General features: G+C 60.4%; 21 protein-coding genes. 5 read left to right on the top strand and 16 right to left on the bottom strand.

Annotated features, from left to right (window positions below):
- Positions 1 to 45 precede the first annotated feature (45 nt).
- The 4 genes from VOI22_RS16000 to VOI22_RS15985 form a co-directional block, all read right to left on the bottom strand.
- Entirely contained in the window at positions 46 to 3,384 is a 3,339-nt protein-coding gene (locus tag VOI22_RS16000) for an error-prone DNA polymerase (RefSeq protein ID WP_323797451.1), read from the bottom strand.
- Between the two features lie 15 nt (positions 3,385 to 3,399).
- Complete coding sequence (locus VOI22_RS15995; protein ID WP_323797450.1) at positions 3,400 to 5,007, bottom strand: DUF6504 family protein; 1,608 nt, start codon at positions 5,005 to 5,007, stop codon at positions 3,400 to 3,402.
- 91 nt (positions 5,008 to 5,098) lie between these two features.
- Positions 5,099 to 5,581 carry a PilZ domain-containing protein gene (locus VOI22_RS15990; protein ID WP_323797449.1) on the bottom strand — a complete coding sequence of 161 codons (483 nt, stop codon included), beginning with the start codon at positions 5,579 to 5,581 and terminating at the stop codon, positions 5,099 to 5,101.
- A 154-nt stretch (positions 5,582 to 5,735) separates the two neighbouring features.
- Complete coding sequence (locus VOI22_RS15985) at positions 5,736 to 6,542, bottom strand: hypothetical protein (protein ID WP_323797448.1); 807 nt, start codon at positions 6,540 to 6,542, stop codon at positions 5,736 to 5,738.
- Between the two features lie 45 nt (positions 6,543 to 6,587).
- On the opposite strand from VOI22_RS15985, the gene VOI22_RS15980 reads away from it, so the two are divergent.
- Positions 6,588 to 7,034 (top strand): PaaI family thioesterase, encoded by a 447-nt coding sequence (locus tag VOI22_RS15980; RefSeq protein WP_323797447.1) that lies wholly within the window; start codon positions 6,588 to 6,590, stop codon positions 7,032 to 7,034.
- Positions 7,035 to 7,139: 105 nt separating this feature from the next.
- Here the strand turns inward: VOI22_RS15980 and VOI22_RS15975 are convergent, their stop codons facing one another.
- The 5 genes from VOI22_RS15975 to VOI22_RS15955 all read right to left on the bottom strand — a co-directional run bounded on the left by VOI22_RS15975 (position 7,140) and on the right by VOI22_RS15955 (position 13,131).
- Complete coding sequence (locus tag VOI22_RS15975; RefSeq protein ID WP_323797446.1) at positions 7,140 to 8,792, bottom strand: ABC transporter ATP-binding protein; 1,653 nt, start codon at positions 8,790 to 8,792, stop codon at positions 7,140 to 7,142.
- The gene (locus VOI22_RS15970; RefSeq protein WP_323797445.1) at positions 8,789 to 9,682 is read right to left on the bottom strand and encodes an ABC transporter permease; all 894 of its coding nucleotides are present in this window, start codon (positions 9,680 to 9,682) and stop codon (positions 8,789 to 8,791) included. Before VOI22_RS15970 ends, VOI22_RS15975 begins: the two co-directional genes overlap by 4 nt.
- The gene (locus tag VOI22_RS15965; protein WP_323797444.1) at positions 9,682 to 10,626 is read right to left on the bottom strand and encodes an ABC transporter permease; all 945 of its coding nucleotides are present in this window, start codon (positions 10,624 to 10,626) and stop codon (positions 9,682 to 9,684) included. Before VOI22_RS15965 ends, VOI22_RS15970 begins: the two co-directional genes overlap by 1 nt.
- A gap of 118 nt (positions 10,627 to 10,744) precedes the next feature.
- The gene (locus VOI22_RS15960) at positions 10,745 to 12,325 is read right to left on the bottom strand and encodes an ABC transporter substrate-binding protein (RefSeq protein ID WP_323797443.1); all 1,581 of its coding nucleotides are present in this window, start codon (positions 12,323 to 12,325) and stop codon (positions 10,745 to 10,747) included.
- Between the two features lie 176 nt (positions 12,326 to 12,501).
- Positions 12,502 to 13,131 carry a cation transporter gene (locus VOI22_RS15955; RefSeq protein ID WP_028467399.1) on the bottom strand — a complete coding sequence of 210 codons (630 nt, stop codon included), beginning with the start codon at positions 13,129 to 13,131 and terminating at the stop codon, positions 12,502 to 12,504.
- A 95-nt stretch (positions 13,132 to 13,226) separates the two neighbouring features.
- Between VOI22_RS15955 and VOI22_RS15950 the strand changes: the two genes are divergently transcribed.
- The gene (locus tag VOI22_RS15950; RefSeq protein WP_323797442.1) at positions 13,227 to 13,712 is read left to right on the top strand and encodes a helix-turn-helix domain-containing protein; all 486 of its coding nucleotides are present in this window, start codon (positions 13,227 to 13,229) and stop codon (positions 13,710 to 13,712) included.
- Here VOI22_RS15950 and VOI22_RS15945 read toward each other — a convergent pair.
- The gene (locus VOI22_RS15945; RefSeq protein WP_323797441.1) at positions 13,709 to 13,948 is read right to left on the bottom strand and encodes a hypothetical protein; all 240 of its coding nucleotides are present in this window, start codon (positions 13,946 to 13,948) and stop codon (positions 13,709 to 13,711) included. The two genes, VOI22_RS15950 and VOI22_RS15945, sit on opposite strands and share 4 nt — an antisense overlap.
- 79 nt (positions 13,949 to 14,027) lie before the next feature.
- Between VOI22_RS15945 and VOI22_RS15940 the strand changes: the two genes are divergently transcribed.
- A complete protein-coding gene (locus VOI22_RS15940) occupies positions 14,028 to 14,732 on the top strand; it encodes a DUF1028 domain-containing protein (RefSeq protein ID WP_323797440.1) in 705 nt (234 codons plus the stop codon).
- 10 nt (positions 14,733 to 14,742) lie between these two features.
- Here VOI22_RS15940 and VOI22_RS15935 read toward each other — a convergent pair whose 3' ends face one another.
- Together VOI22_RS15935 and VOI22_RS15930 are read right to left on the bottom strand one after the other, a co-directional pair.
- Entirely contained in the window at positions 14,743 to 15,348 is a 606-nt protein-coding gene (locus tag VOI22_RS15935; protein ID WP_156901498.1) for a hypothetical protein, read from the bottom strand.
- A gap of 95 nt (positions 15,349 to 15,443) precedes the next feature.
- Positions 15,444 to 16,223: a hypothetical protein gene (locus VOI22_RS15930; RefSeq protein WP_323797439.1), complete on the bottom strand. Its 780-nt coding sequence runs from the start codon at positions 16,221 to 16,223 to the stop codon at positions 15,444 to 15,446.
- 278 nt (positions 16,224 to 16,501) lie between these two features.
- On the opposite strand from VOI22_RS15930, the gene VOI22_RS15925 reads away from it, so the two are divergent.
- Positions 16,502 to 16,717 (top strand): hypothetical protein, encoded by a 216-nt coding sequence (locus VOI22_RS15925; protein ID WP_323797438.1) that lies wholly within the window; start codon positions 16,502 to 16,504, stop codon positions 16,715 to 16,717.
- On the opposite strand, the gene VOI22_RS15920 is transcribed toward VOI22_RS15925, so the two are convergent.
- The 4 genes from VOI22_RS15920 to VOI22_RS15905 all read right to left on the bottom strand — a co-directional run bounded on the left by VOI22_RS15920 (position 16,718) and on the right by VOI22_RS15905 (position 21,472).
- Positions 16,718 to 17,341, bottom strand: a complete 624-nt coding sequence (locus VOI22_RS15920; RefSeq protein ID WP_323797437.1) for a glutathione S-transferase family protein — start codon at positions 17,339 to 17,341, stop codon at positions 16,718 to 16,720.
- A gap of 78 nt (positions 17,342 to 17,419) precedes the next feature.
- A complete protein-coding gene (locus VOI22_RS15915) occupies positions 17,420 to 18,142 on the bottom strand; it encodes a hypothetical protein (protein WP_323797436.1) in 723 nt (240 codons plus the stop codon).
- Positions 18,143 to 18,629: 487 nt separating this feature from the next.
- Positions 18,630 to 19,691, bottom strand: coding sequence for a D-cysteine desulfhydrase family protein (locus VOI22_RS15910; protein ID WP_323797435.1), 1,062 nt, complete (start codon positions 19,689 to 19,691; stop codon positions 18,630 to 18,632).
- Complete coding sequence (locus VOI22_RS15905) at positions 19,688 to 21,472, bottom strand: M3 family oligoendopeptidase (RefSeq protein WP_323797434.1); 1,785 nt, start codon at positions 21,470 to 21,472, stop codon at positions 19,688 to 19,690. Before VOI22_RS15905 ends, VOI22_RS15910 begins: the two co-directional genes overlap by 4 nt.
- 113 nt (positions 21,473 to 21,585) lie before the next feature.
- Between VOI22_RS15905 and VOI22_RS15900 the strand changes: the two genes are divergently transcribed.
- On the top strand, positions 21,586 to 23,379 hold the full coding sequence (locus tag VOI22_RS15900; RefSeq protein WP_323797433.1) for an AMP-dependent synthetase/ligase: 1,794 nt from the start codon (positions 21,586 to 21,588) through the stop codon (positions 23,377 to 23,379).
- Positions 23,380 to 23,496 lie beyond the last annotated feature (117 nt).

Here is a 23,496-nt window from a genome sequence, read left to right as displayed (position 1 = left end):
CGCCTCCCCATGAACTATCAGGCCCCACTCGGCCAACGCGGTCGGTCAATGGAAATTCCGGCTTATCACCTTCAGGTCCGGTTTCATATTACGGGGGTGAGTGTGCAGTGGTTTTGGCGGACGAATCTGTTCCGGGTTAGGCGCCGGGTGAAGCGGCAATTTCGGGCGCGGCGGTTTCTCTCGGTAATCGTCCTGCGGCCGGGAGACCTCGTCCGCATTGGCAATGGCCCCGTTGAAGCCGGCCTCGTCCACGGTACCGTCTGTCAGCCATCCAAGCCTGTAGGTCAGATCCTCCAGCTTTTCGACCACCACATGGATCACCCGGCCCTCCCGCTGCACCAGACCGGTGACGCCGAGGAACTTTGCGCCGAGCACGATCCGGCGAAACTGCTCGAACCGGTCGGGCCAGACGATCAGGTTCGCAACGCTACTCTCGTCCTCCAGAGTGATGAAGATGATACCCTTTGCCGTTCCGGGCCGCTGACGCACCAGCACCAGCCCCCCAAGCCGAACCCTCTTACCGTCGCGTGTCCGGTCCAGATCCTCGCATCGAATACAGCCATCACCCCTGAGGCTCGGTCGGAGCAGGCCCACGGGATGTGCCTTCAGCGACAGATGAAGCGCGGCATAATCCTCCACTACCTGCTCCCCCAGCGGCGCTGCCGGGAGGTGGACGGCAGCTTCCTGCAGCGTGATATGCGCCTGCTCCCGGACTTCGGCAGCAAGGAAGAGCGGCAGTCCGCCAGGATCCCGATCCGACCGGACCGGGCCGGTCACGGCACGGGCAAGACCACGGACTGCCCAGAACACCTCGCGCCTGGCCAGCCCCATGGAAGCGAAGGCATCGCCCCGCGCCAGCATTTCCAGCACCGCCGGCGTAATCCCAGCCCGGCGCCAGAGCTCACCCGGATCACGGTACCCCTGGCCCCGGCAGGCGGCGATCATCTCAGCATCCCCCTCGCGTATGCCCTTGATCTGCCGAAGCCCCAGGCGGAGCGCGAAGCGGCCAGATCCGTCTGGCTCAAGATCGCAGTTCCAGGCGCTGTGATTGACGTCCGGCGGCAGCACGGTGACGCCATGCTCGCGGGCATCCCGGACGATCTGTGCCGGGGCATAAAAGCCCATCGGCTGCGAATTCAGCAGCGCCGCCGCAAAGACAGCCGGATACCGGCATTTGAACCAGCTGGAGACATAGACAAGCAGGGCGAAACTGGCCGCGTGGCTTTCCGGAAAACCGTAATTTCCGAATCCCTCGATCTGCCGGAAGCAACGCTCGGCAAAATCGCGCTCATACTTCCGCTCCACCATGCCTTCGATCATCTTGTTGCGGAACTGACCGATCTGGCCTGTCTTCTTGAAGGTCGCCATGGCGCGGCGTAACTGATCGGCCTCCGAGGGCGTGAACCCGGCCGCGACAATGGCGATCTTCATCGCCTGCTCCTGAAAGAGCGGGACACCGAGTGTCTTGCCGAGCACGCCGCGCAACTCCTCCGACGGATACTCGACCGGCTCGATCCCGTCGCGGCGGCGAAGATACGGGTGCACCATGTCGCCCTGGATCGGCCCCGGCCGGACAATCGCCACCTCGATGACGAGGTCATAGAAATTGCGCGGACGCAGACGTGGCAACATCGCCATCTGGGCCCGGCTCTCCACCTGGAAGACGCCGAGACTGTCCCCGCGACTGAGCATGTCATAGACCTTTGGATCCTCCGCAGGTACGGACGCAAGATCGTAGTCGAGCCCGTAATGGCGCTCCAGCAGGGCGAACGCCTTGCGCACGCAGCTCAGCATGCCGAGGGCGAGAACATCGATCTTAAGCATTCCCAGCGCGTCGAGATCATCCTTGTCCCATTCGATCACGGTGCGGTCCTGCATCGCCGCATTCTCGATCGGCACCAGTTCGTCCAGGCGCCCACGGGTGATGACAAAGCCGCCGACATGCTGGGAAAGGTGCCGGGGGAAGCCAATCAATTGCCGGGTAAGGTTCATCGCCATGGTGAGCCGCCTGTCCGCCGGGTCGAGACCGACCTCGCGGATACGCTCGTCCTCGACAGCATCCCCATGCCGTCCCCAGACCTGGGATGACAACAGGCCGACAACATCCTCCGACAGGCCCATCGCCTTGCCTACATCCCGCAAGGCGCTGCGGGAACGATAGCTGATCACAGTGGCCGCCAGCCCGGCCCGCTCCCGTCCGTACTTTCGATAGATGTACTGGATGACCTCCTCACGCCGCTCATGCTCGAAATCAACGTCGATATCGGGTGGCTCGCCGCGTGCCTCGCTGACAAATCTTTCAAACAGCAGATCGGTACGCGACGGATCGACGGAGGTGATGCCGAGGCAATAGCAGACTGCCGAATTCGCGGCAGAGCCGCGTCCCTGGCAGAGGATATGCTCACTGCGGGCGAAGCGGACCATGTCATAAACGGTTAGAAAGTAGGGCGCATAGTCGAGCCGGGCGATCAAATCCAGCTCGTGCCGAAGCTGGGTCCGCACCGGTTGCGGGATGCCATCGGGATACCTTTCCGCAGCACCGGCAAAGGTCCGCGCCTCAAGTTCCTCCTGCACCGGCCGGCCGTTCGGCGCAATCTCGTCAGGATATTCATAGGCCAGCTCGTCCAGTGAGAACTGGCACCGGTCGGCAATACGGATTGTTTCGGCGATGGCTTCCGGCCAGTCCCGGAACAGCCGGGCCATCTCTCCCGGCGGTTTCAGGTATCGCTCCGCATTGGCATCGAGCCGCCAGCCCGCGTCGTCGATCCGGCAATGCTCGCGAATGCAGGTCAGCACATCCTGCAACGGACGGCGTTCCGGCAGGTGATAATGCACGTCATTGGTTGCGGCCAGTGGCAGACCGGCCTCCGCAGCTAGCGTTATGAGTGCCTGTAATCTCCGGGCGTCATTTCCGTGATAGAGCATGCAGGCGGCGAGGTGGCAGGCGGCGGGAAAAGCCTCCACCCAAAACCTGAGTTCCGCCGCGTAATCATCCGGAAGGCGCTCTGGCGGCAGCAAGAGAAAGAGCTGCCCTTCTCCATATTCAATCACATCCTGACGGGTGAGCAGGCATTCCCCTTTTGCGGCGCGGCGTTTGCCGACGCTCAGCATGCGGGAAAGCCGGGCATAGGCTGGCCGGTCGGTCGGTAAACAGATCAGACGCGTGCCGTCCTCAAGGTCGAGGCACGCGCCGACGATCAGCTTTATGCCATGTGCCCTGGCGGCAATATGGGCCCGGACCACACCGGCGAGGCTGTTCCGGTCAGCGATGGCAATGGCCGCATGGCCCAGCCGGGCTGCCGTCTCTACCAGTTCTTCCGGATGAGAAGCCCCCCGCAGGAAACTGAAGTTACTGGAGACGTGAAGCTCGGCATATCCGGACATGGGTCCATATGAGCCTCAGGAAAACAGGCCGTGCAGATACCATTGCGGCTTCTCGCCACGCTCTGCCAGCCCTGCGCGATAAAGCCAGAAGCGCCGGCCGTCCTGATCCTCCAGCCGGAAATAGTCCCGTGTCATGGCATCCACCGCCGCCCCGTCTTCGGCATCGGTACGCCACCATTCCGGTGCCAGCCGCTCCGGGCCGGCAGCCTCCGCAACCCGGTACTCTGCGCCACGCCAGCGGAACCGGGCCGGTGGATGATCCGGCAAAAGCGCCGTTGCCTCCACCTGCTCCGGGCGTCGCATAAGCCGCACAGGCCGCGCCCGTTCCGGCGTCAACGGCCGCAGATTGCTCCAGTGAAGCGGCTTGCCGGACGGACGAATATCTCCCCGTCGCTCTGCCCGTTCGGGCCGGTGGCTCTCAGTCGGCTGCAACCGATAGATCGCCTCACCCCCAAGCCGGTTGGCCAGACGGTCGCCAAGATCGGCCACGGCATCGCGGTCCTGTCCGGCAGTAACACCGAGTGCACCCTGCACGCCGCCCGCCATATCGCTTTCGAGAATGTCGGCCACGGCAACATCGATACCGAACCCGGGATCGAGTTTATCGAAATGCTGGACCAGCAAGCGGAACAGAACGTCAGCGTCCCGGCAGGGCCGGCTGGTGCCAACGGTGATTTGCGGCACGGCGCCATCAACACGGAAGAAGCGGATCCGCACCCGCCGGGCGCCGGCCTGTTCGCGTTCCAGACGGCGGCAAAGACCGGCGAGGCACTGCCTGGCCGCACGCTCCAGATCCTCCCGAAGGGCAATAGGCTCCGCAAAGGCCAGCCGTTCCCGGAAAGGCACCTCCGGCAGGCGCATGTCGAGCGCAGCCGGGCGCTGCCCGAGGGCGCGGTCCAGCGCTTCCACCATCGCGGCACCAAAACGGCTGACGAGCGGCGCCCGCGGCTTGCCGATGATCTGGGCAATACGGCGCAAGCCAACCCGATCAAGCGCCTCTACAGTTGCCGGCACGAAGCCGAGTGCCGCGACAGGCAACGGCTCAAGTGCCATGGAGGTCTTCCCCGGCGGCACCAGCGTCAGGGTCGAGGGGGAGAAACGGGCGATGGCACGGGCAGCGTCAGGGGTATCCGCCACCGCGAGCCGGGCTGCAAACCCAAACCGGCTCAAGGCCGCGAGGCAATCGCGCCCAAGCGCCTGTTCCTCCGTTCGCGTGTCTTCTGCGCCGTCCCGCCGGAAGAGGTGCGCGCAACCGGTGATATCGAGGTAGAGGCCAGCGCTGCCGCCTTCCCCGTTGAAAGGCGTCGCGCTGCTGTCCGCCGCGACCATCGGCGTATAGTGCTGGCACCAGGCGGCGAGTTGTTCCAGCCGTTTGCGGTCGGCCCCCATGTCCGCTTCAAGAGCCTTCAGACCAGGCAGCATCGCCCGGGCATCGGCGAGAGAACGCCCGACCTGAATGCCCTGCTGGACGGCGGCACTGTCTGCCGCAGCGATGATTTCAGAACCCGCGACGCGCCGGGTCATGATCAGAGGCCGGTCCCCCGAGGCAAGAGCACTATCGCCGTTGCGGCGCCAGTCGAAAGCAAAGTCCGGAATGAAGAGATACAGAAATCGCCGTGCCATGAACCGTCTCCCCGTGATGAATTGACTTTAGTTGTTCATGTTTTGTTCTCTATGTCAACATGATCAAAAACAGGCTTCGCGTAAAATGGGATCAGTGACCGGAGAGGCCGAACACCCAGAAGAGATAGAGGGCGATCAGCACGCTGCCGCCGACAACGCTCCAGAGGCCAAGCCTGCGGAACAAAATCCGGCGCTCTGCCGAGCGTTGCTGGCTTGCGATGCGCTGGTGGCGTTCCGCTTCGATGGCACTAAGAAAACGCAGCAAACTGTCGATGGATTCGCCAGCCAGGGACTGGAACTGGGCGGCGATACTTTGCCCGTTATGTAGGCGACGGACGATATCCGCACTGAACGGGAATTCAATCAGCTCGTCACGGCCCTTCCAGTAGATCGTGCCTTCAAGAGGGGTATCGATCTCCCGCCCGTCTTCAGGCAGTCGGGCAAGAAAGCCGCCGATTGAAATATCAATGAGCGGAAGCCGACGTCCGTCCACCGAAGCATAGGCGCCCGTCACGGACCACCGTCCGTGCCTGCGTCTTTCCTCAGCGATCACTGTCTCCGCGACAGCATTCATTCCCCGCCCCTTCATCTTTGGCAACAGTGTACACGACTGCTGCCATTTCGGCTGCGGACGATGATCTTTGCGTCAATCAGGCAAAGAACGATCCAGCGCAGCACCAAGCAGTGTGCACAATGTTAACGAGGAATATCAAAAAGTACATATAGGGTTACGCGGCGGCACCCGATGCCGCAAAGGACCGCGTTTCCGGCCGCACGCGCCTCACGCTCGCGCGCTCGTCCGATATGCGGAATCGCCCATCCCGCGCCTCCCAGAACAGTCTCCAGGCGCCGGGCTGCCCCCCGCGCAAACGGTCGAGAGAGAGCGACCAGACCGGCCGCGGATCACCGCCCGAAGGTGCGGCCCTGACGGACCAACGGCTATCCACCGTTCCCGCTGCCGTCTCTCTCGCAACGCTCCGGACCAGAAAACCGGTGACACCGCTTGTTTCCGCCGCGAGCTGCAGGCGCCGCTCGGCGACCCGCGCCGCCTCCCCGGCACGCACCGGGCCAAGCTCGCCGACAACCCCGGCAAGACCGGTACAGCGCAGTCCTTCCTCCATGGCCCAGAGCCGTTGCGCCTCGTCCCGCGCCTCGACGAAAAGAACCCGGCTCATATCGAGTCCGAGTGCCGCCAGCCCCCAGCCATAGGCCATACCGCCAAACATGTTTGCATCCCGGACGCACCAGAGGATATCCCCGCCACGTGCCGCCCCCAGCAGGCGTACCGACATGGCGGCGGCGAAACCGAAGACGCTCGCGTCCCTCACCTCGGCACGCGCTTCACCGGTAATCTCATGGATACGGCCAAGGGCGAGACCACCGCCAAGATGATGATCCAGGGCCTCCAGGCCGAGTGGACAGCGCTTCACCCGATCCCCAGCGTCAGTGCCGCGCTCAATAGCCTGCACCTGCGCACGCAGAGATGCCAAATCGGCCCGTTGCCCCATGCCGTTACTGCGCTTAGGATCGCCCATTCAATCGCCTAAATGTTCCCTGTTTGTTCTAGGATAGATCTTTCCATGAGTCAACCGGCCGACGCTTCCGCATCCGATCAGCCCCAATCCCTCGAGACCATGCTCGGCTTCAATGCTGATCTCGGCTTCCGCCTCACAGAGTGGGCGGACGGCTATGCGAAGCTGGAACTCGACCTGACCGAAAAGCACCTGAACCGCAGCGGCATCCTGCACGGCGGCGTGGTCGCCACGATAATCGACGCGGTCGGCGGCTATTGCGGTGTCTGGGTGCCGGAAGGCGCCGAAAAGAAACGCGCCCTCACCCTGTCGCTGACCACCAGCTTCATGGGGACGACCAAGGAAGGCCGGATCTACGCCACGGCCAAGCGCCGCGGCGGCGGCCGCTCAGTGTTCTTCGCCAGCTGCGAGGTCTACAGCCCCGACGGTACCCTGATCGCCATGGGCGAAGGCACCTACAAGGCACTGGCCAGCAAGGTGACCTCCGCCGGTTAAGCTGGCCTCACGGGCTCATAGCCGCGCCGAGGCATGATAAGCCGATGAAGAGACGCAGAAGCTCCAGGCGGCGGTGCTGTTAGCGCAGAGAAAGCGCTAACAGCATTATTTCGCGAAAGCGATGTCCCGGCCCGGTGCGGCCGCGAGCAGCGACCGGGTGTATTCGTGCTGCGGGTCGGCATAGACCTTCGCCGTATCGCCTTCCTCCACCACGACGCCGTTCTGCATGACCATGATCCGGTCGCAGATCTGCGCCGCGACGCGCAGATCGTGGGTGATGAACAGCATGGCGAGATCGTAGCGCTCGCGCACATCGTCCAGCAGATCCAGCACCTGAGCCTGGACGGAAACGTCCAGCGCCGACACCGCCTCGTCCGCGATCAGCACCTTGGGCTGCATAGCAAGCGCCCTGGCGATACAGATACGCTGACGCTGGCCGCCGGAGAACTGGTGCGGGAAACGGTCAAGCGCATCCGGGCTAAGGCCGACGATGTCCATCAACTCGCGCGCCCGACTGTCCGCCTCGGCCTCGCTCACGCCGAAATTCATCGGCCCCTCGACGATAGACTGACCGACCGTGCGGCGCGGATTGAGCGAGCGGTAAGGGTCCTGGAAAACAATCTGGATATCCCGCCGGTGCGGGCGCATCGCGTTTTCCGAAATAGTTGCGATTTCCGCGCCCTCGACCTGGATATGGCCGGACGTCGGATCCTGCAGACGCACGATACACCGGGCCAGAGTCGACTTACCTGAGCCGGACTCACCGACCACGCCGAGGGTCTCCCGCCGGTGCACGACGAGATTCACATCCTTGTTGGCATGGACCTCACGGCTCTTCCGGAACAGCCCGAAACCGCCATAAACCTTGTTGACCTTCTGCGCGATCAGGGCTGGCGAGCGTTTGTCAATCTCGACCCGGTGGCTTGGTGTCATGGAAGGCACGGAGCCGATCAGCATCTTTGTGTAAGGATGCTGGGGCTTCAGCAGGATCTCATCCCGCGTGCCCTGCTCGACGATCTTGCCTTTCTGCATGACCACGATGCGGTCGGCAATCTCCGCCACCACGCCGAAATCATGGGTGATGAACAACACGCCCGATCCATGCCGGCGCTGGATATCCTTGATCAGATCAAGAATCTGCGCCTGGGTCGTCACGTCGAGCGCTGTCGTCGGCTCGTCGGCGATCAGCAGGCCCGGCTCAAGCGCCAGGGCCATGGCGATCATGATGCGCTGGCGCTGCCCGCCGGAAAGCTGGTGCGGATAGCTGTCATACATCTTCACATGGTCCGGCAGGGAGACGTCCGCCATGACCTCAAGCACACGTTCCCTCTGCTCGGCCGCCGAGAGGGTCGTGTGAATTTCCAGCATCTCGCGGATCTGATCGCCGACCTTGATGACCGGGTTCAGTGCGGTCATCGGCTCCTGGAAGATCATCGCCATCTTCTCGCCGCGCAGGCGGCGCATCTCGGCATCCGATTTTGTCAGAAGATCCTCACCCTGGAGGATGATCTCGCCGCTGACGGCTTTCACTTCCTTCGGGTTCAGCCCCATGGTTGTAAAGGCCGTGACGGATTTTCCGGAACCGGACTCACCGACGACGCAGACGATCTCCCGCGCCCCGACGGTAAAGCTGATATCCTCGACGGCGAACGGACGGTCCGCCCCCTTGGGCAGAGCAACCGAGAGATTGCGGACTTCAAGGACCGGCGTGGCCGTTGCGGCCCCCGTTGTCTCCATTGCGGGTTGTGTATCGGTCATACGCGCATCTTCCGGGCAATACGGGGATCAAGCGTGTCACGCAAACCATCGCCGACGATATTCACGGCAAGGACGGTCAGCGCGAGTGCGACCCCGGGAAAGAAAATGATCCAGGGGGTGAGCTGGAAATAGGTCCGCCCCTCGGACATGATATTGCCCCAGCTTGGGATCTCCGGCGGGATGCCGGCTCCGAGGAAGCCGAGGATGGACTCGGTCAGCATCGCCGCGCCACAGATGTAGGTGGCCTGCACGATCATCGGCGCAATGGTATTCGGCAGGATATGCCGGATCAGAATCGCCGGAAGCCGAGTGCCGGAGGCAATCGCCGCTTCGACATAGGGCTCATCCCGCACCGTCAGCACAACGGCGCGAACCAGTCGGACAACCCGCGGAATTTCAGGAATGGTAATGGCGACAACGACGGTGGCCAGGGTCGCACCTGAAATCGAGATCATGGCAATCGCCAGCAGGATCGCCGGGATCGCCATCAAGCCATCCATGACCCGCATCACAGGCGCATCGAGCCAGCGGACATAGCCGGCGACCAGACCAGTCAACAGACCAATCACGGTGGCGATTGCAGCCACGGAAATGCCGACGACGAGCGAAATCCGCCCACCGTGAACAACCCGGACGAAAATATCGCGCCCCAGAAAGTCCGTGCCAAACCAGAAACCAGCCGACGGTGGCTTCAGTCGACTCATCACATTCTGCTCGGTCGGTGATCCGGTAAAGAGCGGCCATATGATCGCGATTGCCGCCATGATCAGCAGCAAGACGCCGCCCCAGAACACCGACCTGTTCCGCATCATCAGCGCGAAAGTCGACGGCTGCTGCTTTTCCGGAAGAATGTCGTCGTCAGGCATCTGTTGAGGAACTGTCGCTGTCATCAGTACCTGATCCTCGGGTCAAACAGGGTGTAGGAGAGATCGATCAACAAGTTGATCAGAATGTAGATAAAGCTGAAGAACAGGATCAGCCCCTGGATCACCGGGTAATCGCGGGCCAGCACCGCATCGAGCACAAGACGCCCGAGGCCAGGAATATTGAAGACCGACTCTGTCACCACCACACCGCCGATCAGCAGCGCGATGCCAACACCGATCACGGTCACAATCGGCACCGCCGCATTACGTACAGCGTGCTTCATCAGGATTTTCCATTCGGACTGGCCCTTTGCACGAGCAGTCCGGACATAATCCTCTTCCAGAACCTCCATGACCGAGGCCCGGGTCATCCGTGCGATCAGCGAGATGAAGATCACCGAGAGCGCCAGGACCGGGAGCACCATGTGTCGGAGGAAAGTGAGGAGCCCGTGGTCGAACGGCGACTTGTAACCCTGGACCGGCAGGATCTTGAGCTGCATCGCCAGCACATAAATCAGGCAATAGGCCAGCACGAAGACCGGCACCGAGAAACCGCCGACTGAAAAGAACATGACGAACCGGTCGATGAGCGATCCCGATTTCCAGGCCGCGATGGTTCCGAGCGGTACCGCAACGGCGACCGCGAACACAATCGTGCACAAGGAAAGCAGCAGGGTCGGCTCGATCCGCTGACCGATCAGCTCCATCACCGGCTTCTTGGAGAAGATCGCGGTACCCAGATCGCCCGAGGCGAGCTGCAGGATCCAGCGCCAGAGCTGCACGAACATCGGGTCGTTCAGCCCGAGCTGGGTGCGGATGCGCTCGACATCCTCGGCAGTCGCATAATCCCCCGCGATCACCGCAGCAGGATCCCCCGGCGCAAGGCGCAGAAGAAGGAAAACCAGCACGGCCACAATCACCATCACGGGGATGGTCGAGAGCACGCGCTTCAACACATAGGTCAGCATGGAGAGGTAAGCTCCTCAAGGCGTCTGTCGCCAGTACGGGCCTTGGCGGCCGGAGGGCAGAGCATATCAGAGGAGCCGCCCGGATCAGGCGATCCGGGCGGCTTTCCGACGGGCGAGATTACTCGACCGACATGTTCCAGAAGAACTGGACCGGAGACTTGATCAGACCCTTCACATTGTTCCGATAAGCAACCGGAACGAAGAACTGACCAAGCTCGGCGGAGGCTGCGATGCCCCAGACGCGCTCCTGCACCTTCTTGCCAGCGGCGAGTTTCTCGTCCGCCGTTGTCGCTGCAGCGAACTCAGCACGCGCTTTCTCGAGCGCCGCGTCGTCCGGCCAGCCGAACCAGCCCTTGTCCGGATCGCCGGAGAAGGCAATGGACATCGGGTCGATCACGTCCGCACCGATCCACCAGGTATGGAAGATGTTCCAGCCACCTTCGGAAACCGGGTCACGCTTGGCCCGGCGGGAAGTCAGGGTGGACCAGTCCATCGCCTGCAGATCAACCTTGAAGCCAGCCTTGCGGAGCTTCTCGGCGGAGATCAGGGTGAAGGCGGAGAGCACCGGAATGTCCGTCGGGTGCATGATCACGATGGGCGTTCCGTCATAACCGGCAGCCTTCAGGGCAGCGGCGGCCTTTTCGATGGAACCCGTTTTCATGGTCTCGGCCGCCACCTCGGTCGCCAGAGGCGTACCGCAGGGGTAGATCGAGAAACAGGTTTTCCAGAACTCCGGGGCACCGATGGCACCGGCCAGGTAGTCTTCCTGCTTCATGGCCATGGTAGCTGCCTTGCGGATCTCGACATTGTCGAACGGCGGCAGCAGATGGTTGAAGCGGGCAAAGCCGATTGAGCCGAGCGGGTCATTGACTTCGGCAGTCACGTCTTCCGCCGCGGAAAGCAGCGGCATCAGATCGGTGGACGGCTGTTCGAAGAAGTCGATTTCGCCGGCGATCAGAGCGTTCATTGCGGTCGTCTGATCGGGGAAGTAGGTCCAGATCACCTTGTCGACCTTGGCGATCTTGCCGCCAGCGGCAGCAGACGGTGCCTCGGAGCGAGGGACATAGTCCTCGAACTTCGTATAGACCACGGTCGAACCCGGAACCCACTGGTCCGCCTCGAACTTGAACGGGCCGGAGCCGATATGCTCGGGGATCTGCTCGAACGGATCGGTCGCGGCAATACGGGCCGGCATGATGAACGGCACGTTGGAGGAGATCTTGCCGATCGACTCCAGCACCAGGCCGTACGGTGCTTTCAGCTTGAACTGGAAGGTCTTGTCGCTGACAGCGACCATCTCTTCCATCTGTTCCATGAGCTTCTGGCCCATGCCGTCACGGGCACCCCAACGCTTCAGCGAAGCGATGACATCCGTGGAAGTGACCGGTGCACCATCGTGGAATTTCAACCCGTCGCGCAGGTTGAACGTCCAGACCTTACCGTCGGAAGAGGTCTCCCAGGTGTCGACCATCTGCGGCTGCGGCTTGAAGCTCTCATCCATCGCGAAAAGCGTGTCATAGATGAGATAGGCATGGTTGCGAGTGATGTAGGCCGTCGTCCAGATCGGATCGAGGTTCTTCAGGTCCGCGTGCGGAATTACCCGCAGAACCGTTTCGGCGCTCGCCAAAGTCGGGGTCCCTACCAAAGGCAGGGCCACGACCGCGAGAGCCATTAGGCTGCGTCGTGTCCAACGAATCATATCAATATCCCTGTTCCGAATTATTAGGTGAGATGCGAGGTTGACCTCGTCTATTACCTAGTTTGGAGTGAGTATTTTTTGCACCGCACCATGTGCGAGTCAATGAATCCACATCGTGGAACAAGAAAGATTATCGTAATGAAGGCGCACTAATCACGTGGGCCGGCTGCTCGCAATCAGGTTGCAGAGACAGCCCGCATCTCCCCGAGACCCTGACGGATAATCTGGAAAGAGGACCAGCAGAACAGGCCCGCCATTACCCCGGCAACGGCAAGATCGGGCCAGCCGGTTCCGGTATACCAGACACCGCCCGCGGCGATGACCACGGCAACATTTCCAATCGCATCGTTGCGCGAGCAGAGCCAGACGGAGCGGACATTCGCGTCACCGTCACGGAAGCGATAGAGCAGTCCAACGCTGGCCATATTGGCAATGAAGGCGAGGACACCGACCGAACTCATAACGACTGCTTCCGGCACACCGACCACAAGCACCTGATAGGCGGTGGAGGCAAACACCCAGAGCCCCATGAGCGCGAGTGAAAACCCTTTGAACAGGGCCGCGCTGGCCCGGACCCGGGCGGCTTTTCCGATGACATAGAAGCTGAGCGCATAGGTCGCTGTATCGGCCAGAAAATCGAGCGCGTCCGCCTTCAGGGCCATCGACCCGGCGCCGAACCCGGCGGCCATTTCGACGACGAACATCACGCCGTTGATCAGGATTACGGCCCAGAGCGCCCGGCGGTACGCCGCTGACATTCCTTCGAAAACCACATTTTCATGATCGTGACCGCAACAGCCGGCCATGGCACGCCCCTCGACAAATCAACTCATCAGGCCCAAATATGGGAGCTACAGCGACTGTAGGTTCAAGGACAAACGACAGAGAATTCGAGAAAGCCATGACGGAAATCGCCACAAACGCCACAGTCCCGCGTTATCCCATCGGCGATCTCGCCCGCCAGACGGGCACAAAGGTGCAGACGATCCGTTATTACGAGTCCATCGGGTTGCTGGCGGAACCGGCCCGCACCGCCGGCAACCAACGGATCTACGGACAGGATCAGCTCGACCGGCTGGGCTTCATCAAGCATGCCCGCGATTTCGGTTTTCCCCTGGATGCCATTCGCGAACTACTGGAGATGACCGACAAGCCCGCCGCCTCTTGCGTGGAAGCGGACGAAATCGTCAGCCGTCATCTTGGAGAAGTCAGAAGGCGGATCGGTCGCCTGCAGGCTCTGGAAGGAGAGTTGGCGCGGATGCTGGAGAGCTGCTCGCACGGAACAGTCGCGGACTGCCGAATAATCGGTGTGCTTTCGGACCACGAAAAGTGTTGCGCCACCAGCCATGAGCCGGTGGAAACCATGCCCTACCGGTCGCCGGATTAACCCTCGTCCTCCGGGTGAAGCGTACGCTCGTCATAGCCGTGCTTGGAGCTGTAATAGGCGAGCCACATCAGACCGCCGCCAAGCAGCAATGTGAAGAAGGCTCCCAAGGCCAGCGCAATGAATCCGTGGATGCTCATCTCGACATCCTCGACGGCGAACCAGACCTCCCAAACACCCCAAAGGGCGCCCGCGAGAAGGCTGAGGAGTACTACGGCGAGCAGGATCACGTTACGCATTGCCTATCACCCGGCGAATTTGACCAATCACAGAATATAGGCGCAATCTCGCGCGGATCGACAAAAACGGGAACAGCTCATGACGTGGTCAATCGTCGCACGTGATCCGAAGAGCGGCCGCTTCGGCATCGCCGTCTCCACTTGCGCCTTCGCCGTCGGCGCCATCTGCCCCTGGTCCCGTGCCGGAATTGGCGCCATATCCACCCAGGCTCACACCAACCCGATGCACGGTCCGCTCGCGATGGACCTGATGACACGCGGCCTGCCGATAACCGAAGCCCTCGCAATGACACTCGCCCACGATGAAGGGCGGGAAATTCGCCAGGTGCACGGTGTCGACGCCAAGGGCAACACATTCGCCCATACAGGCGCTAACTGCGTCGACTGGTGCGGGCACCTGACGGGAGAGAACGTCACCGTCGCCGGGAACATGCTGGCCGGCCCCGCCGTGGTGGCCGATACCCTGGCAAGCTACGAAGCCCATAACGGACTCGAGTTCGGCGACCGTCTGCTAACGGCTCTGGAGGCAGGAGAAGCCGCAGGCGGCGACAAGCGTGGCAAACAATCGGCAGCCCTGCTTATTCAGGGAAGTGAGCCCTATGCCGAAGCCGACATCCGCATTGACGACCACCCCGAGCCCGTCACCGAATTGAGGCGACTATTCGGCATCTACGCGGGAAGCCGGCGCGCCTACATGCGCACCATGGGTGGGATCGGCGATTTCGCGGGCATCGTCGATGACGCAGAGCGGGAGGATTTTATGGCGCAGAAGCAGGACAACTGAACGGCAAAAGTCAGCTTCCGCTCTGCGCATCCGACACCAGCTTCTCCATACCGCGGATCAGATTCCGCTCAAGCACCTGAATCCGGGAATGATCGATCCCAGCCGCAACTGCTGCTGCCTGCGCAGATTCTATATCCTTCACAACGGTAATCTCGACAGGCAAGGCTGAGGCTTCGATATCGAATGACCCAATATATGCGACTGAACCTTTCGGAATATCAAAGAGATAAGCGGCACGAACACTGGTCCTGCCATCTTTCTTTTTCAGCGTCTCGGCGAGACGCGTGACTTCCATACCTTGAGCTCCTCCGCCTCGCACATAAACATCGTCTAAAATGTACAATCCCGCGACGACAGGAAACACTTCGTACGACCATCCCTGGCCACCCCGAACGGATATTGCATGATTACGGATGTCACGCCTCTTCGGGATGTGAGACAGACCAATCCCGGCACTGGTCGACGGTGTGAAGAGACCAATCACGCCCTCTCGCATCTTCGGCTCCACACGCGCTCCCATTATTATGTGCGCGTTCGGCGTCTGATAATCCCGCGTGCTTGCACAGCCGCTGAGAGCACCAAACACTAGAAAGAAGAAAAAAACTTGCCGTTTCATCGACCACACCATTCTCAACATTAAAATCTCTAATAAATTCAAATAAATGTGCAATTATTCAACGTAGATATCATATGAGAGAATAGATCGTTCGATCATTTAATTCTCCTCAACTTTCGTACGACAACCCGTGAAACGTCGAGACGGCTGGACATCGCCTCCTTCATTCTACTGACATCTAACCCGAAAGAAAATTTAATATTCTTGGCGTAATGATAAGTCCTCACCTCATCCACAGGCATATTCGAATTCTTGAATGAATAATTTTTATTCATGACATTTTTTGAAACAATATCGAACTCTATTTTTGCATCTGCAACATAAACCAACTCTCCGGCAGAGACAGAAAAACCCAGCGAATTTTGCGACACCTGCCCACGCTTCAATTGCATTACATTATAAAGTGTGTTTCCACATCCACGAGGATTGATACAGCCAAATTTGTCATATCTATAACGCTCGAAGACCCAATTCCCTGGAGTAACTTCAAAAACATCATAAACCAGATATCCCTCGCCAAAAACCTGCGCGCTTTTCCCGTGAAATTTGTCTGTTATTTCAGAGATATCAACGCCTCGACCGCCCCCCCCAAAAACAATAGACTGAAGTGAATTCCGAAAAGGAAAAGGCGAAAGGTTCAAATCAACAATAAACGTCTCATTATCATTCACTGGGTATTTAACGTCGGATAATTTTCCATCGCTGTTATATTTTCTAAAAATCATCTCCCGTCCGCTAGGCATTCCTCGAATTACTTCGGAAGACACCTGCGACTCCAGAGTATCGTTATAGTCAAAATAGTCTTTCCAGCCATGCGCCACAGCTTCCCGACCAACGATCACGTAGGCTTTCTGCTGATTGAGACCTTTGGACAAATCTGGCTGCGTCGTAACACAGCTGCAAAGAGCAAAAAGCAGCACGAAAACCGGCAGCCTGCGAAGACGAAACTCTCTAAACATTACAAGCCCTGGATCTTTTGAAATTTACCTAATCAACGATTATCGCGACTGAGCATGAAAATCGACCCCTGCTACCATTTTTTAATGTCCACAAAGCCCCGCACCCGGTGCATCACTGCATAAACCCGGTCTATCTCCCCGAGCGGGCAGATATCCCAGTCCCATGATCTGCCGCCGGGTGGCAACGGGACGTCATGCAGGGCAGCGAGCCCTATGCCGAAGCCGACATCCGCGTCGACGACCACCCGGAACCGGTCACTGAACTGCTCCGCCTCTTCGGGATCTATTCAACCAGCCGCCGCGCCTACATGCGCACCATGGGCGGGATCGGCGATTTTGCCGGTATCGTCGATGACGCGGAACGGGATGCCTTTGTCGCTGCAAACCTGAAGACAGAGGAAGCCTCCTGATCAACCCGGTACCGGCGCCTTTCTGAAGGTCTCCCGCGCCTCGCAACGTTCTGCGAAGGCAGCCAGCGCCGGGAAGCGTTTTTCAACGCCCAGATTAGGGCGAATCTTCCGCGCAAAACTGAAAGCGACAACGGCCGAAATATCAGCCTGGCTGATATTATCCGTCCGGCCCAGCCAGCCATCTCCCGCCTTTTCGACCAGCTCGTTCAGATAGGCAAGGCCACCACAGGCCTGATTTTCATTCTTATCGATCCAGGGTTGGTGGACTTTCTCCGCCGGATGGAACGTAACCTCGTAGGCGGCCCACTGAGTCTTATCCATCGTCCCGAGCGCGATCGCAGTGATCTTGAGGATCCGACGCCGGTCCGCACCGGATGCCGGGACAAGAGCCTTCTCTGCCCCCGCCATCTCGTCGATGGCATCGAGAATGGCGAAGCTCTCGACCAGCACCTCGCCGTCATCGAGAATGAGCGTTGGGATCCGGATGAGCGGGTTGTGCCCCGAAACCGCTTCGGGGTTCTTGCTCACCATCACGTTTTCCATCTCGTGGGCAATACCGAGCTCATTGAGGCTGATCGCCACCCGCCGGGCGAAGGGTGAAAGATAATTTCCGATCAGTTTCATTGGTCGATGCTCCCCAGAAATTTTTTTGTTACGGATCATTCTAGAGCGCGGGAGCAAGCTTCGAAAAGCGAAGACGGTTCAGCCCTTCGGAAAATCCGCATACCCCCTCACCCGATGCACCACGGAATGATCCCTGTCGATCTCCCCGAGCGGGCAGATATCCCAGTCCCAGGACTTTCCACCAGGCGGCAGAGCTACGTCATGCAGGGCGGATGCTGTTGCGGTTTCCGCGCCTGACCGGTCACGGATGATATGCGCCTCGTCGGCGACCAGAGCCACGGGGCACTCGAAAGCGCCGAGATAGGCGAGATGCGCGCGGACCAGTTCTTGCCCCAGCCGCTCGCTCTCCGCGTCGCTCTGACCGAAGTTCTTTTCAAGATAGGCGTTCGGGACGACGAAAAGCTGGGACAGGATGCTGGCGGAAATCACCAGCGAGATTGAGGGGTCATCCAGGTAGGCTGTCGGTTGCGTCAGCTCGGTATTTCCTTCGGCGAGGGAGGAGAGCGAGGCGGTGACGTCGAGAGTAGCCAGCTCGATCCGCTCCTCCCCCTGCGCGGCGTGGCGGGCAGGCGTCATGAAAAGAAGATCCGCCAGAATGACGCGCCGGAACATGCCGAGCAGTTCAGCCAGGGGAATGTCGTGGAGCAATCCGGCACCGAAGATCAGCACCGTATCACGCGTGTCGCACTGTCCGGCCGCTTCCAGCATCAGCTTCCGGCTCTGCTCCAGGTGTGACGCCCAGGGCTTCCGGTTCCGGCGATACCGGCTCTCGATACCGACACATTCACGAAGATATCCCATCCGCCGATAGGGCGCCGGGCACGGGGTGGTGAGGTACGTGATACATTCGCGAATCATTCGGCGATGATAATGGCATGGGAGGCCCGCTCCAAGAACAAGCCCCCCTTTCCGTCTCCCTGCCCCTCAGATCAAGCATTAACGTCCGTATCGCGCCCCTGATCCCAACACCAGGGGCGATGCGCAACCCGTCGATTTGCGCCTTCATGCGCGGCCAGCTCGGAAAGCCGTTTTCCCGCGCGATGACAAGCTGCACATCGGCGAGCTGCCGCTCCGAGGCGACGCCCTTCGGATGATGTGCTTCCCATCGTGCAACAGCCTCCGCATCTCCTTCACGGACAGCTTTCGGAAGCTCTTTTACAAGTTTTTTCAGTTGTTCAAGATTGAGCCGTTCGCCGATAAAATCGAGCGGACAGGTCGCTGCCGGACCGTTGGCGGAAACAATACAGGTACGGCCTGGGCGAGCAAGAAGGGGACTGAACTCTTCAGCCTAATCGTCCGGATAGATCGCGGAACGATATGCGAAGAGCGCAGGCAGCCCGCCGGTATGGATATAGAGCACGTTCCCCATGCCCTCGAACGCGCCCGCTCGGGTGAGGCCGATCAGGCCGGCCAGGCTTTTCGCCGTATAGACCGGGTCGACAATCAACGCCTCAAGGCGGCCGGCAAGGTCGATGGCTTCGTGCGTGCTCTCCACCATCTTGCCGTAGCTCGGGCCAAGCCAGTCGTCTCGGCAGATCACGTCGCTCTCGGGAACTATCTCGCCGCAGCCGAGCATGTCTTCGGCCAACCTGGTTATGGAGAGAACGCGCTCTGTCTGACTCTTCGCGTCCCTGCGCACGCAGATGCCGTGCACCGGCCCGGTATATCCCGCGAGCCGCAGGCCCAGCAGGGTACCGACATGGGTGGCGGCACTGCCACTCGGCACCACCACCGCATCGAACGGCATGTCTCCAGCAATGGATTGCTCGAATAATTCAACGACGCATTGCATATAACCGAGGGATGTCACCGGTTTGGTGTCCGCAGAGAGGGTGAAAAGGTAGGGTTTCTTGCCTTCCCGCTTCAGCCGCGCGGCAATGCTGTTGAGATTGGTGTCCGCCGCCTTCTCGTCCTCGCCAAGCGGGAAGTGGTGCATGCGGGCACCGAACATCCGGTCCAGCAAGACATTGCCGGACTTGTGATATTCCTCGCCCATACCCTCGACCCGGTTTTCGAGCTGGACATGGCATTCCATGCCGAGCTTCGCCGCGAAGGCGGCGGCCGTGCGCATGTAGTTCGACTGCACCGCCCCGGTGATCACGGCCGTATCGGCCCCGGCAGCCTGGGCGGCGCCAAAGGAATACTCGAGCTGGCGCACCTTGTTGCCGCCGGTGGCAACGCCGGAGCAATCGTCCCGCTTCACCCAGAGCGACGGCACCGGCTTGCCAAGCTCCTCCGAAAGGTGGCTGGCCAACCGCTCCATCTTTTCCAGCGGTGTTGGAAAATGTCCGAGCCGGACGCGCGGCAAACCATCCAATCGAAGTTGAAGCGCGTCCGGCGTACGCATCATTCCATACCTTCAAGTTCGGTGATGAAGCCGTCGATCACATCCAGCCCCTTGGACCAGAAAGCCGGATCGCTGGCATCGAGCCCGAAGGGTGCGAGCAGCTCCTTGTGGCGCAGTGTCCCGCCAGCGGAAAGCATCTCCAGATACTTCTCCGCAAAGCCCTCTTCCGCGTTTTGGTAGACGGCGTAGAGCGAGTTCACCAGGCAGTCGCCGAATGCATAGGCATAGACATAGAACGGCGAATGGACGAAGTGCGGGATGTAGGACCAGAAGGTCCGGTAGTCGTCGTCGAATTTGATGGACGGACCGAGGCTGGCGGTCTGGGTTTCGATCCAGATATCGCCGAGATCCTCCGGCATCAGCTCACCGTTGCTCCGGGCCGCATGCACCTTGGTCTCGAACTGGTGGAAGGCAATCTGCCGGACCACCGTGTTCAGCATGTCCTCGACCTTGCTGGCCAGCATGGTCCGGCGCTGCTTCGGATCGGTCTTGGATGCCAGGACGGCGCGGAAGGTGAGCATCTCACCGAAGACGGACGCCGTCTCCGCAAGAGTGAGCGGCGTGTCGGACAGAAGCTGGCCCTGCTTGCCGGCGAGAACCTGATGCACGCCGTGGCCGAGTTCATGGGCCAGCGTCATCACGTCCCGGGTCTTGCCCTGATAGTTCAGCAGCAAATAGGGATGCGCGCTCGGCACCGTCGGATGCGCGAAGGCACCAGACGCCTTGCCCGGCCGTACCGGCGCGTCGATCCAGGCATTGTCGAAGAAACGCTGACCGACCTCGGCGAGATCAGCTGAAAAGCTCCCATAGGCTTCAAGCACCGTTTTCTGTGCTTCGTCCCAGGGGATCGTGGTGTCATCGTCGTCCGGCAGCGGCGCGTTGCGGTCCCAGTAGTTCAGCGCATCGACACCGAACCATTTCGCCTTCAGCGCATAATAACGGTGCGACAGCCGATCGTAGCTCCCCGTCACGGCATCGGAGAGTGCCTGAACAACTTCGTCCTCGACCTGATTGGCGAGGTTGCGTGCCGAAATCGGCTGGGCATAACCGCGCCACTTGTCATCAATGGCCTTGTCCTTGGCGAGCGTGTTTGTGACCAGCGCGAAGAGGCCGATATTCTCCTTCAACACACCGGCGAAGCTCTTCGCGGCCTTCTCGCGGATCGCACCGTCCTTGTGGCTGAGCTTGTCCAGCACCTCGGCAGAGGTGAGCTGCTTGCCGTCAAACGGGAAGCGCAGGCGGGCGAAGGTCTCGTCGAAAAGCCGGACCCAGGCGGATTTGCCGGTCACGGACTTCTCGTGCAGCTTCTCCTCGATCTCGTCAGAGAGCTGATGATCCCGGAAGGCCCGGACATCGCGCAGCCAGGGTTTGTAGAAGGCGAGTTCCGGCGCCTTAAGGCTGGCCTGGAGATCCGCCTCCTCGATCCGGTTGATCTCCAGAGTGAAGAACAGCAGGTCCGTCCCGGCGGCGTTGACCTTTTCCTGCATGGACTGGAAGAAGCGGCCGTTCTCGGCGCTGCTCATGTCTCCCGCATAAACGAGATAGGCGTACGACATGATGCGCCCCGTGATCTCGTCCATCAGCTCATAGGTCTGGATAGCCCGGCCAAGCTCGGTGCCGCCGAGGCCAGCAATCTTTCCGGCATAACGGTGCTTGAAAGCCTTGGCATCCGCGGCAAGCTTCTCCAGGTCCTTGGTCAGGGCCTCCGATTCCGGTCCGGGATAGAGATCGGACAGGTCCCATTCGGGGAGAGCGCCAAGTTCGGATTGTGCGGCATCGGCCATCTGAGTATCCATTCGTTTCATTAGTGCGAGCGCGAATGCTCAACCAGTCGTTCGTCTGCTAAACTCATCCAGAGCCGCCAGGAAACGAGCGGCCATGGGAGGAAACACCAATAATGGACTACAAGGCAGTACGAAATCTCGCAACGCTGTTCTTCGATCAGTCTGAAGCGCTCTCCACGCGCCCATTCCTGTGGATCAAGCAGAGCGGCACCTATCAGCCCATGACCTATGGCGAGGCCGGGGATGCCGTCCGTCGTTTCGCGAAGGCCTTGCGGGCGAGCGGCATTGAAAAGGGCGACCGCGTCCTGATCGTCTCGGAGAACCGGCCGGAATGGGTAATCGCGGACCTTGCCATCATGGCAACCGGTGCCATCGCGGTTCCGACCTATACGACCTACACGGCCGACGATTACCGTCATGTGCTTGAGGATAGCGGCGCAAAAGCCATCGTGGTTTCCACCGAACGTTTGGTGGAGAAGGTTTTGCCAGCCGCCGAAAATGCGGCGGACTGCAAAACCCTGATCACGATCGACAAGCTTTCGAAGACACCCGACAGCACGCTAACCATCATGAACTGGGACAGCTTTCTCCAGCACGGCGACGCTGTCGACGGCGATCCCGTCGACTGGGCCGCGGCATTGCAACGCGACGAGGTTTGCAGCCTGATTTATACGTCCGGCACCGGCGGCCAGCCCAAGGGGGTGATGCTGACACACGGCTCACTTCTGGCTAATTGCGAAGGTGCGCATGACCTGCTCTGCGGCCTCGGCCTGGACCATGAGGTTTTCCTCTCTCTACTCCCCCTCTCTCACTCCTACGAACATATCTGCGGGCTGCATTTTCCGATCTCCATCGGCGCCGAGATCTACTATGCAGAAGGGCCCGAAAAGGTCTCCCAGAACCTGACCGAAGCCCGGCCGACGATCATGACCGCGGTCCCGCGCCTCTACGAGGTTCTGCATGACCGCATCCGTCGCGGGGTCGATACCAAGGGCGGGTTGAGCGCGAAGCTGTTCCACCGTACCGTCACGCTCGGCAGAAAGGCCTATAACGATCCCAAAAGCCTCTCGCTTCTCGAATGCGCCGAGAATGCCCTGCTCGACATTGCCGTGCGCAAGAAGGTTGCAGGCCGGTTCGGCGGCAGGCTCAAGGCTTTCGTGTCTGGCGGCGCAGCACTGAACCCCGATATCGGAACCTTCTTCCTCTCCCTCGGAATCCGCATTCTGCAAGGATATGGCCAGACCGAAGCGTCACCGGTCGTCTCCTGCAACCGCTGCGCCCCGAACAAAATCCAGACGGTCGGCCCACCGCTGAAGGATGTGGACGTCCGGATCGCGGCAGACGGCGAGATCCTGGTGCGCGGCGAACTGCTGATGAAAGGCTATTGGGGCGATCCGAAAACCACCGCCAGCACCATCGTCGACGGCTGGCTGCATACCGGTGATATCGGCCGGATCGACGAGGACGGCTACATTCACATCACCGACCGCAAGAAAGACATCATCGTCAATTCCGGCGGCGACAACATCGCCCCGGCCCGTGTCGAGGGACAGCTGACGATCGAGCCCGAAATCGCTCAGGTCATGACCTATGGGGACAAGCGTCCGTATCTGGTGGCCGTCGTGGTACCGGAACAGACGTTCATCGAGGAATGGGCGACAGCGCATAACGCTGAGCCGACGCTTGCCGCGATCAAGGAAGACAAAGAGTTTGTAAAAGCCGTAGGCGCCGCGGTGGACCGTGGCAACGCCCGCCTCAGCCAGAGCGAGAAAGTGCGGCGCTTCCTTATTGCTGACGAGGCGTTCACCACCGAAAACACCATGATGACCCCAACCCTGAAGCTGAAACGGCACCTGATCAAGGACGCTTACGAAGACCGGCTAGCCAACCTTTATGCGCGGAACTGAGTGATAACGCGCAAACCATCCACTAAGGCCTCATGAAACAAAACTAGCGAATCACGCGTAGGTTTGCGTAAAATAAAGAAGGCTTAAGCCCAGAACAGGGCAATCAACTCCTGCCAA

Origin of the sequence: Nisaea sp., assembly GCF_034670185.1 — a bacterium.
Classification (GTDB): Bacteria; Pseudomonadota; Alphaproteobacteria; order Thalassobaculales; family Thalassobaculaceae; genus Nisaea.
Note: the sequence above shows the minus strand (reverse complement) of the source record. Positions and strands in the feature narration are given on the sequence as shown.

Bases quoted from the DNA above. Each gene is read 5' to 3' on its own strand.
- VOI22_RS15955 (WP_028467399.1), bottom strand. From the start codon at position 13,131: ATGGCCGGCTGTTGCGGTCACGATCATGAAAATGTGGTTTTCGAAGGA.
- VOI22_RS15925 (WP_323797438.1), top strand. From the start codon at position 16,502: ATGCAGGGCAGCGAGCCCTATGCCGAAGCCGACATCCGCGTCGACGAC.
- VOI22_RS15945 (WP_323797441.1), bottom strand. From the start codon at position 13,948: ATGCGTAACGTGATCCTGCTCGCCGTAGTACTCCTCAGCCTTCTCGCG.
- VOI22_RS16000 (WP_323797451.1), bottom strand. From the start codon at position 3,384: ATGTCCGGATATGCCGAGCTTCACGTCTCCAGTAACTTCAGTTTCCTG.
- VOI22_RS15970 (WP_323797445.1), bottom strand. From the start codon at position 9,682: ATGACAGCGACAGTTCCTCAACAGATGCCTGACGACGACATTCTTCCG.
- VOI22_RS15965 (WP_323797444.1), bottom strand. From the start codon at position 10,626: ATGCTGACCTATGTGTTGAAGCGCGTGCTCTCGACCATCCCCGTGATG.
- VOI22_RS15975 (WP_323797446.1), bottom strand. From the start codon at position 8,792: ATGACCGATACACAACCCGCAATGGAGACAACGGGGGCCGCAACGGCC.
- VOI22_RS15920 (WP_323797437.1), bottom strand. From the start codon at position 17,341: ATGAAACTGATCGGAAATTATCTTTCACCCTTCGCCCGGCGGGTGGCG.
- VOI22_RS15905 (WP_323797434.1), bottom strand. From the start codon at position 21,472: ATGGCCGATGCCGCACAATCCGAACTTGGCGCTCTCCCCGAATGGGAC.
- VOI22_RS15990 (WP_323797449.1), bottom strand. From the start codon at position 5,581: ATGAATGCTGTCGCGGAGACAGTGATCGCTGAGGAAAGACGCAGGCAC.
- VOI22_RS15980 (WP_323797447.1), top strand. From the start codon at position 6,588: ATGAGTCAACCGGCCGACGCTTCCGCATCCGATCAGCCCCAATCCCTC.
- VOI22_RS15960 (WP_323797443.1), bottom strand. From the start codon at position 12,325: ATGATTCGTTGGACACGACGCAGCCTAATGGCTCTCGCGGTCGTGGCC.
- VOI22_RS15915 (WP_323797436.1), bottom strand. From the start codon at position 18,142: ATGGGATATCTTCGTGAATGTGTCGGTATCGAGAGCCGGTATCGCCGG.
- VOI22_RS15900 (WP_323797433.1), top strand. From the start codon at position 21,586: ATGGACTACAAGGCAGTACGAAATCTCGCAACGCTGTTCTTCGATCAG.
- VOI22_RS15940 (WP_323797440.1), top strand. From the start codon at position 14,028: ATGACGTGGTCAATCGTCGCACGTGATCCGAAGAGCGGCCGCTTCGGC.
- VOI22_RS15950 (WP_323797442.1), top strand. From the start codon at position 13,227: ATGACGGAAATCGCCACAAACGCCACAGTCCCGCGTTATCCCATCGGC.
- VOI22_RS15935 (WP_156901498.1), bottom strand. From the start codon at position 15,348: ATGAAACGGCAAGTTTTTTTCTTCTTTCTAGTGTTTGGTGCTCTCAGC.
- VOI22_RS15910 (WP_323797435.1), bottom strand. From the start codon at position 19,691: ATGATGCGTACGCCGGACGCGCTTCAACTTCGATTGGATGGTTTGCCG.
- VOI22_RS15985 (WP_323797448.1), bottom strand. From the start codon at position 6,542: ATGGGCGATCCTAAGCGCAGTAACGGCATGGGGCAACGGGCCGATTTG.
- VOI22_RS15995 (WP_323797450.1), bottom strand. From the start codon at position 5,007: ATGGCACGGCGATTTCTGTATCTCTTCATTCCGGACTTTGCTTTCGAC.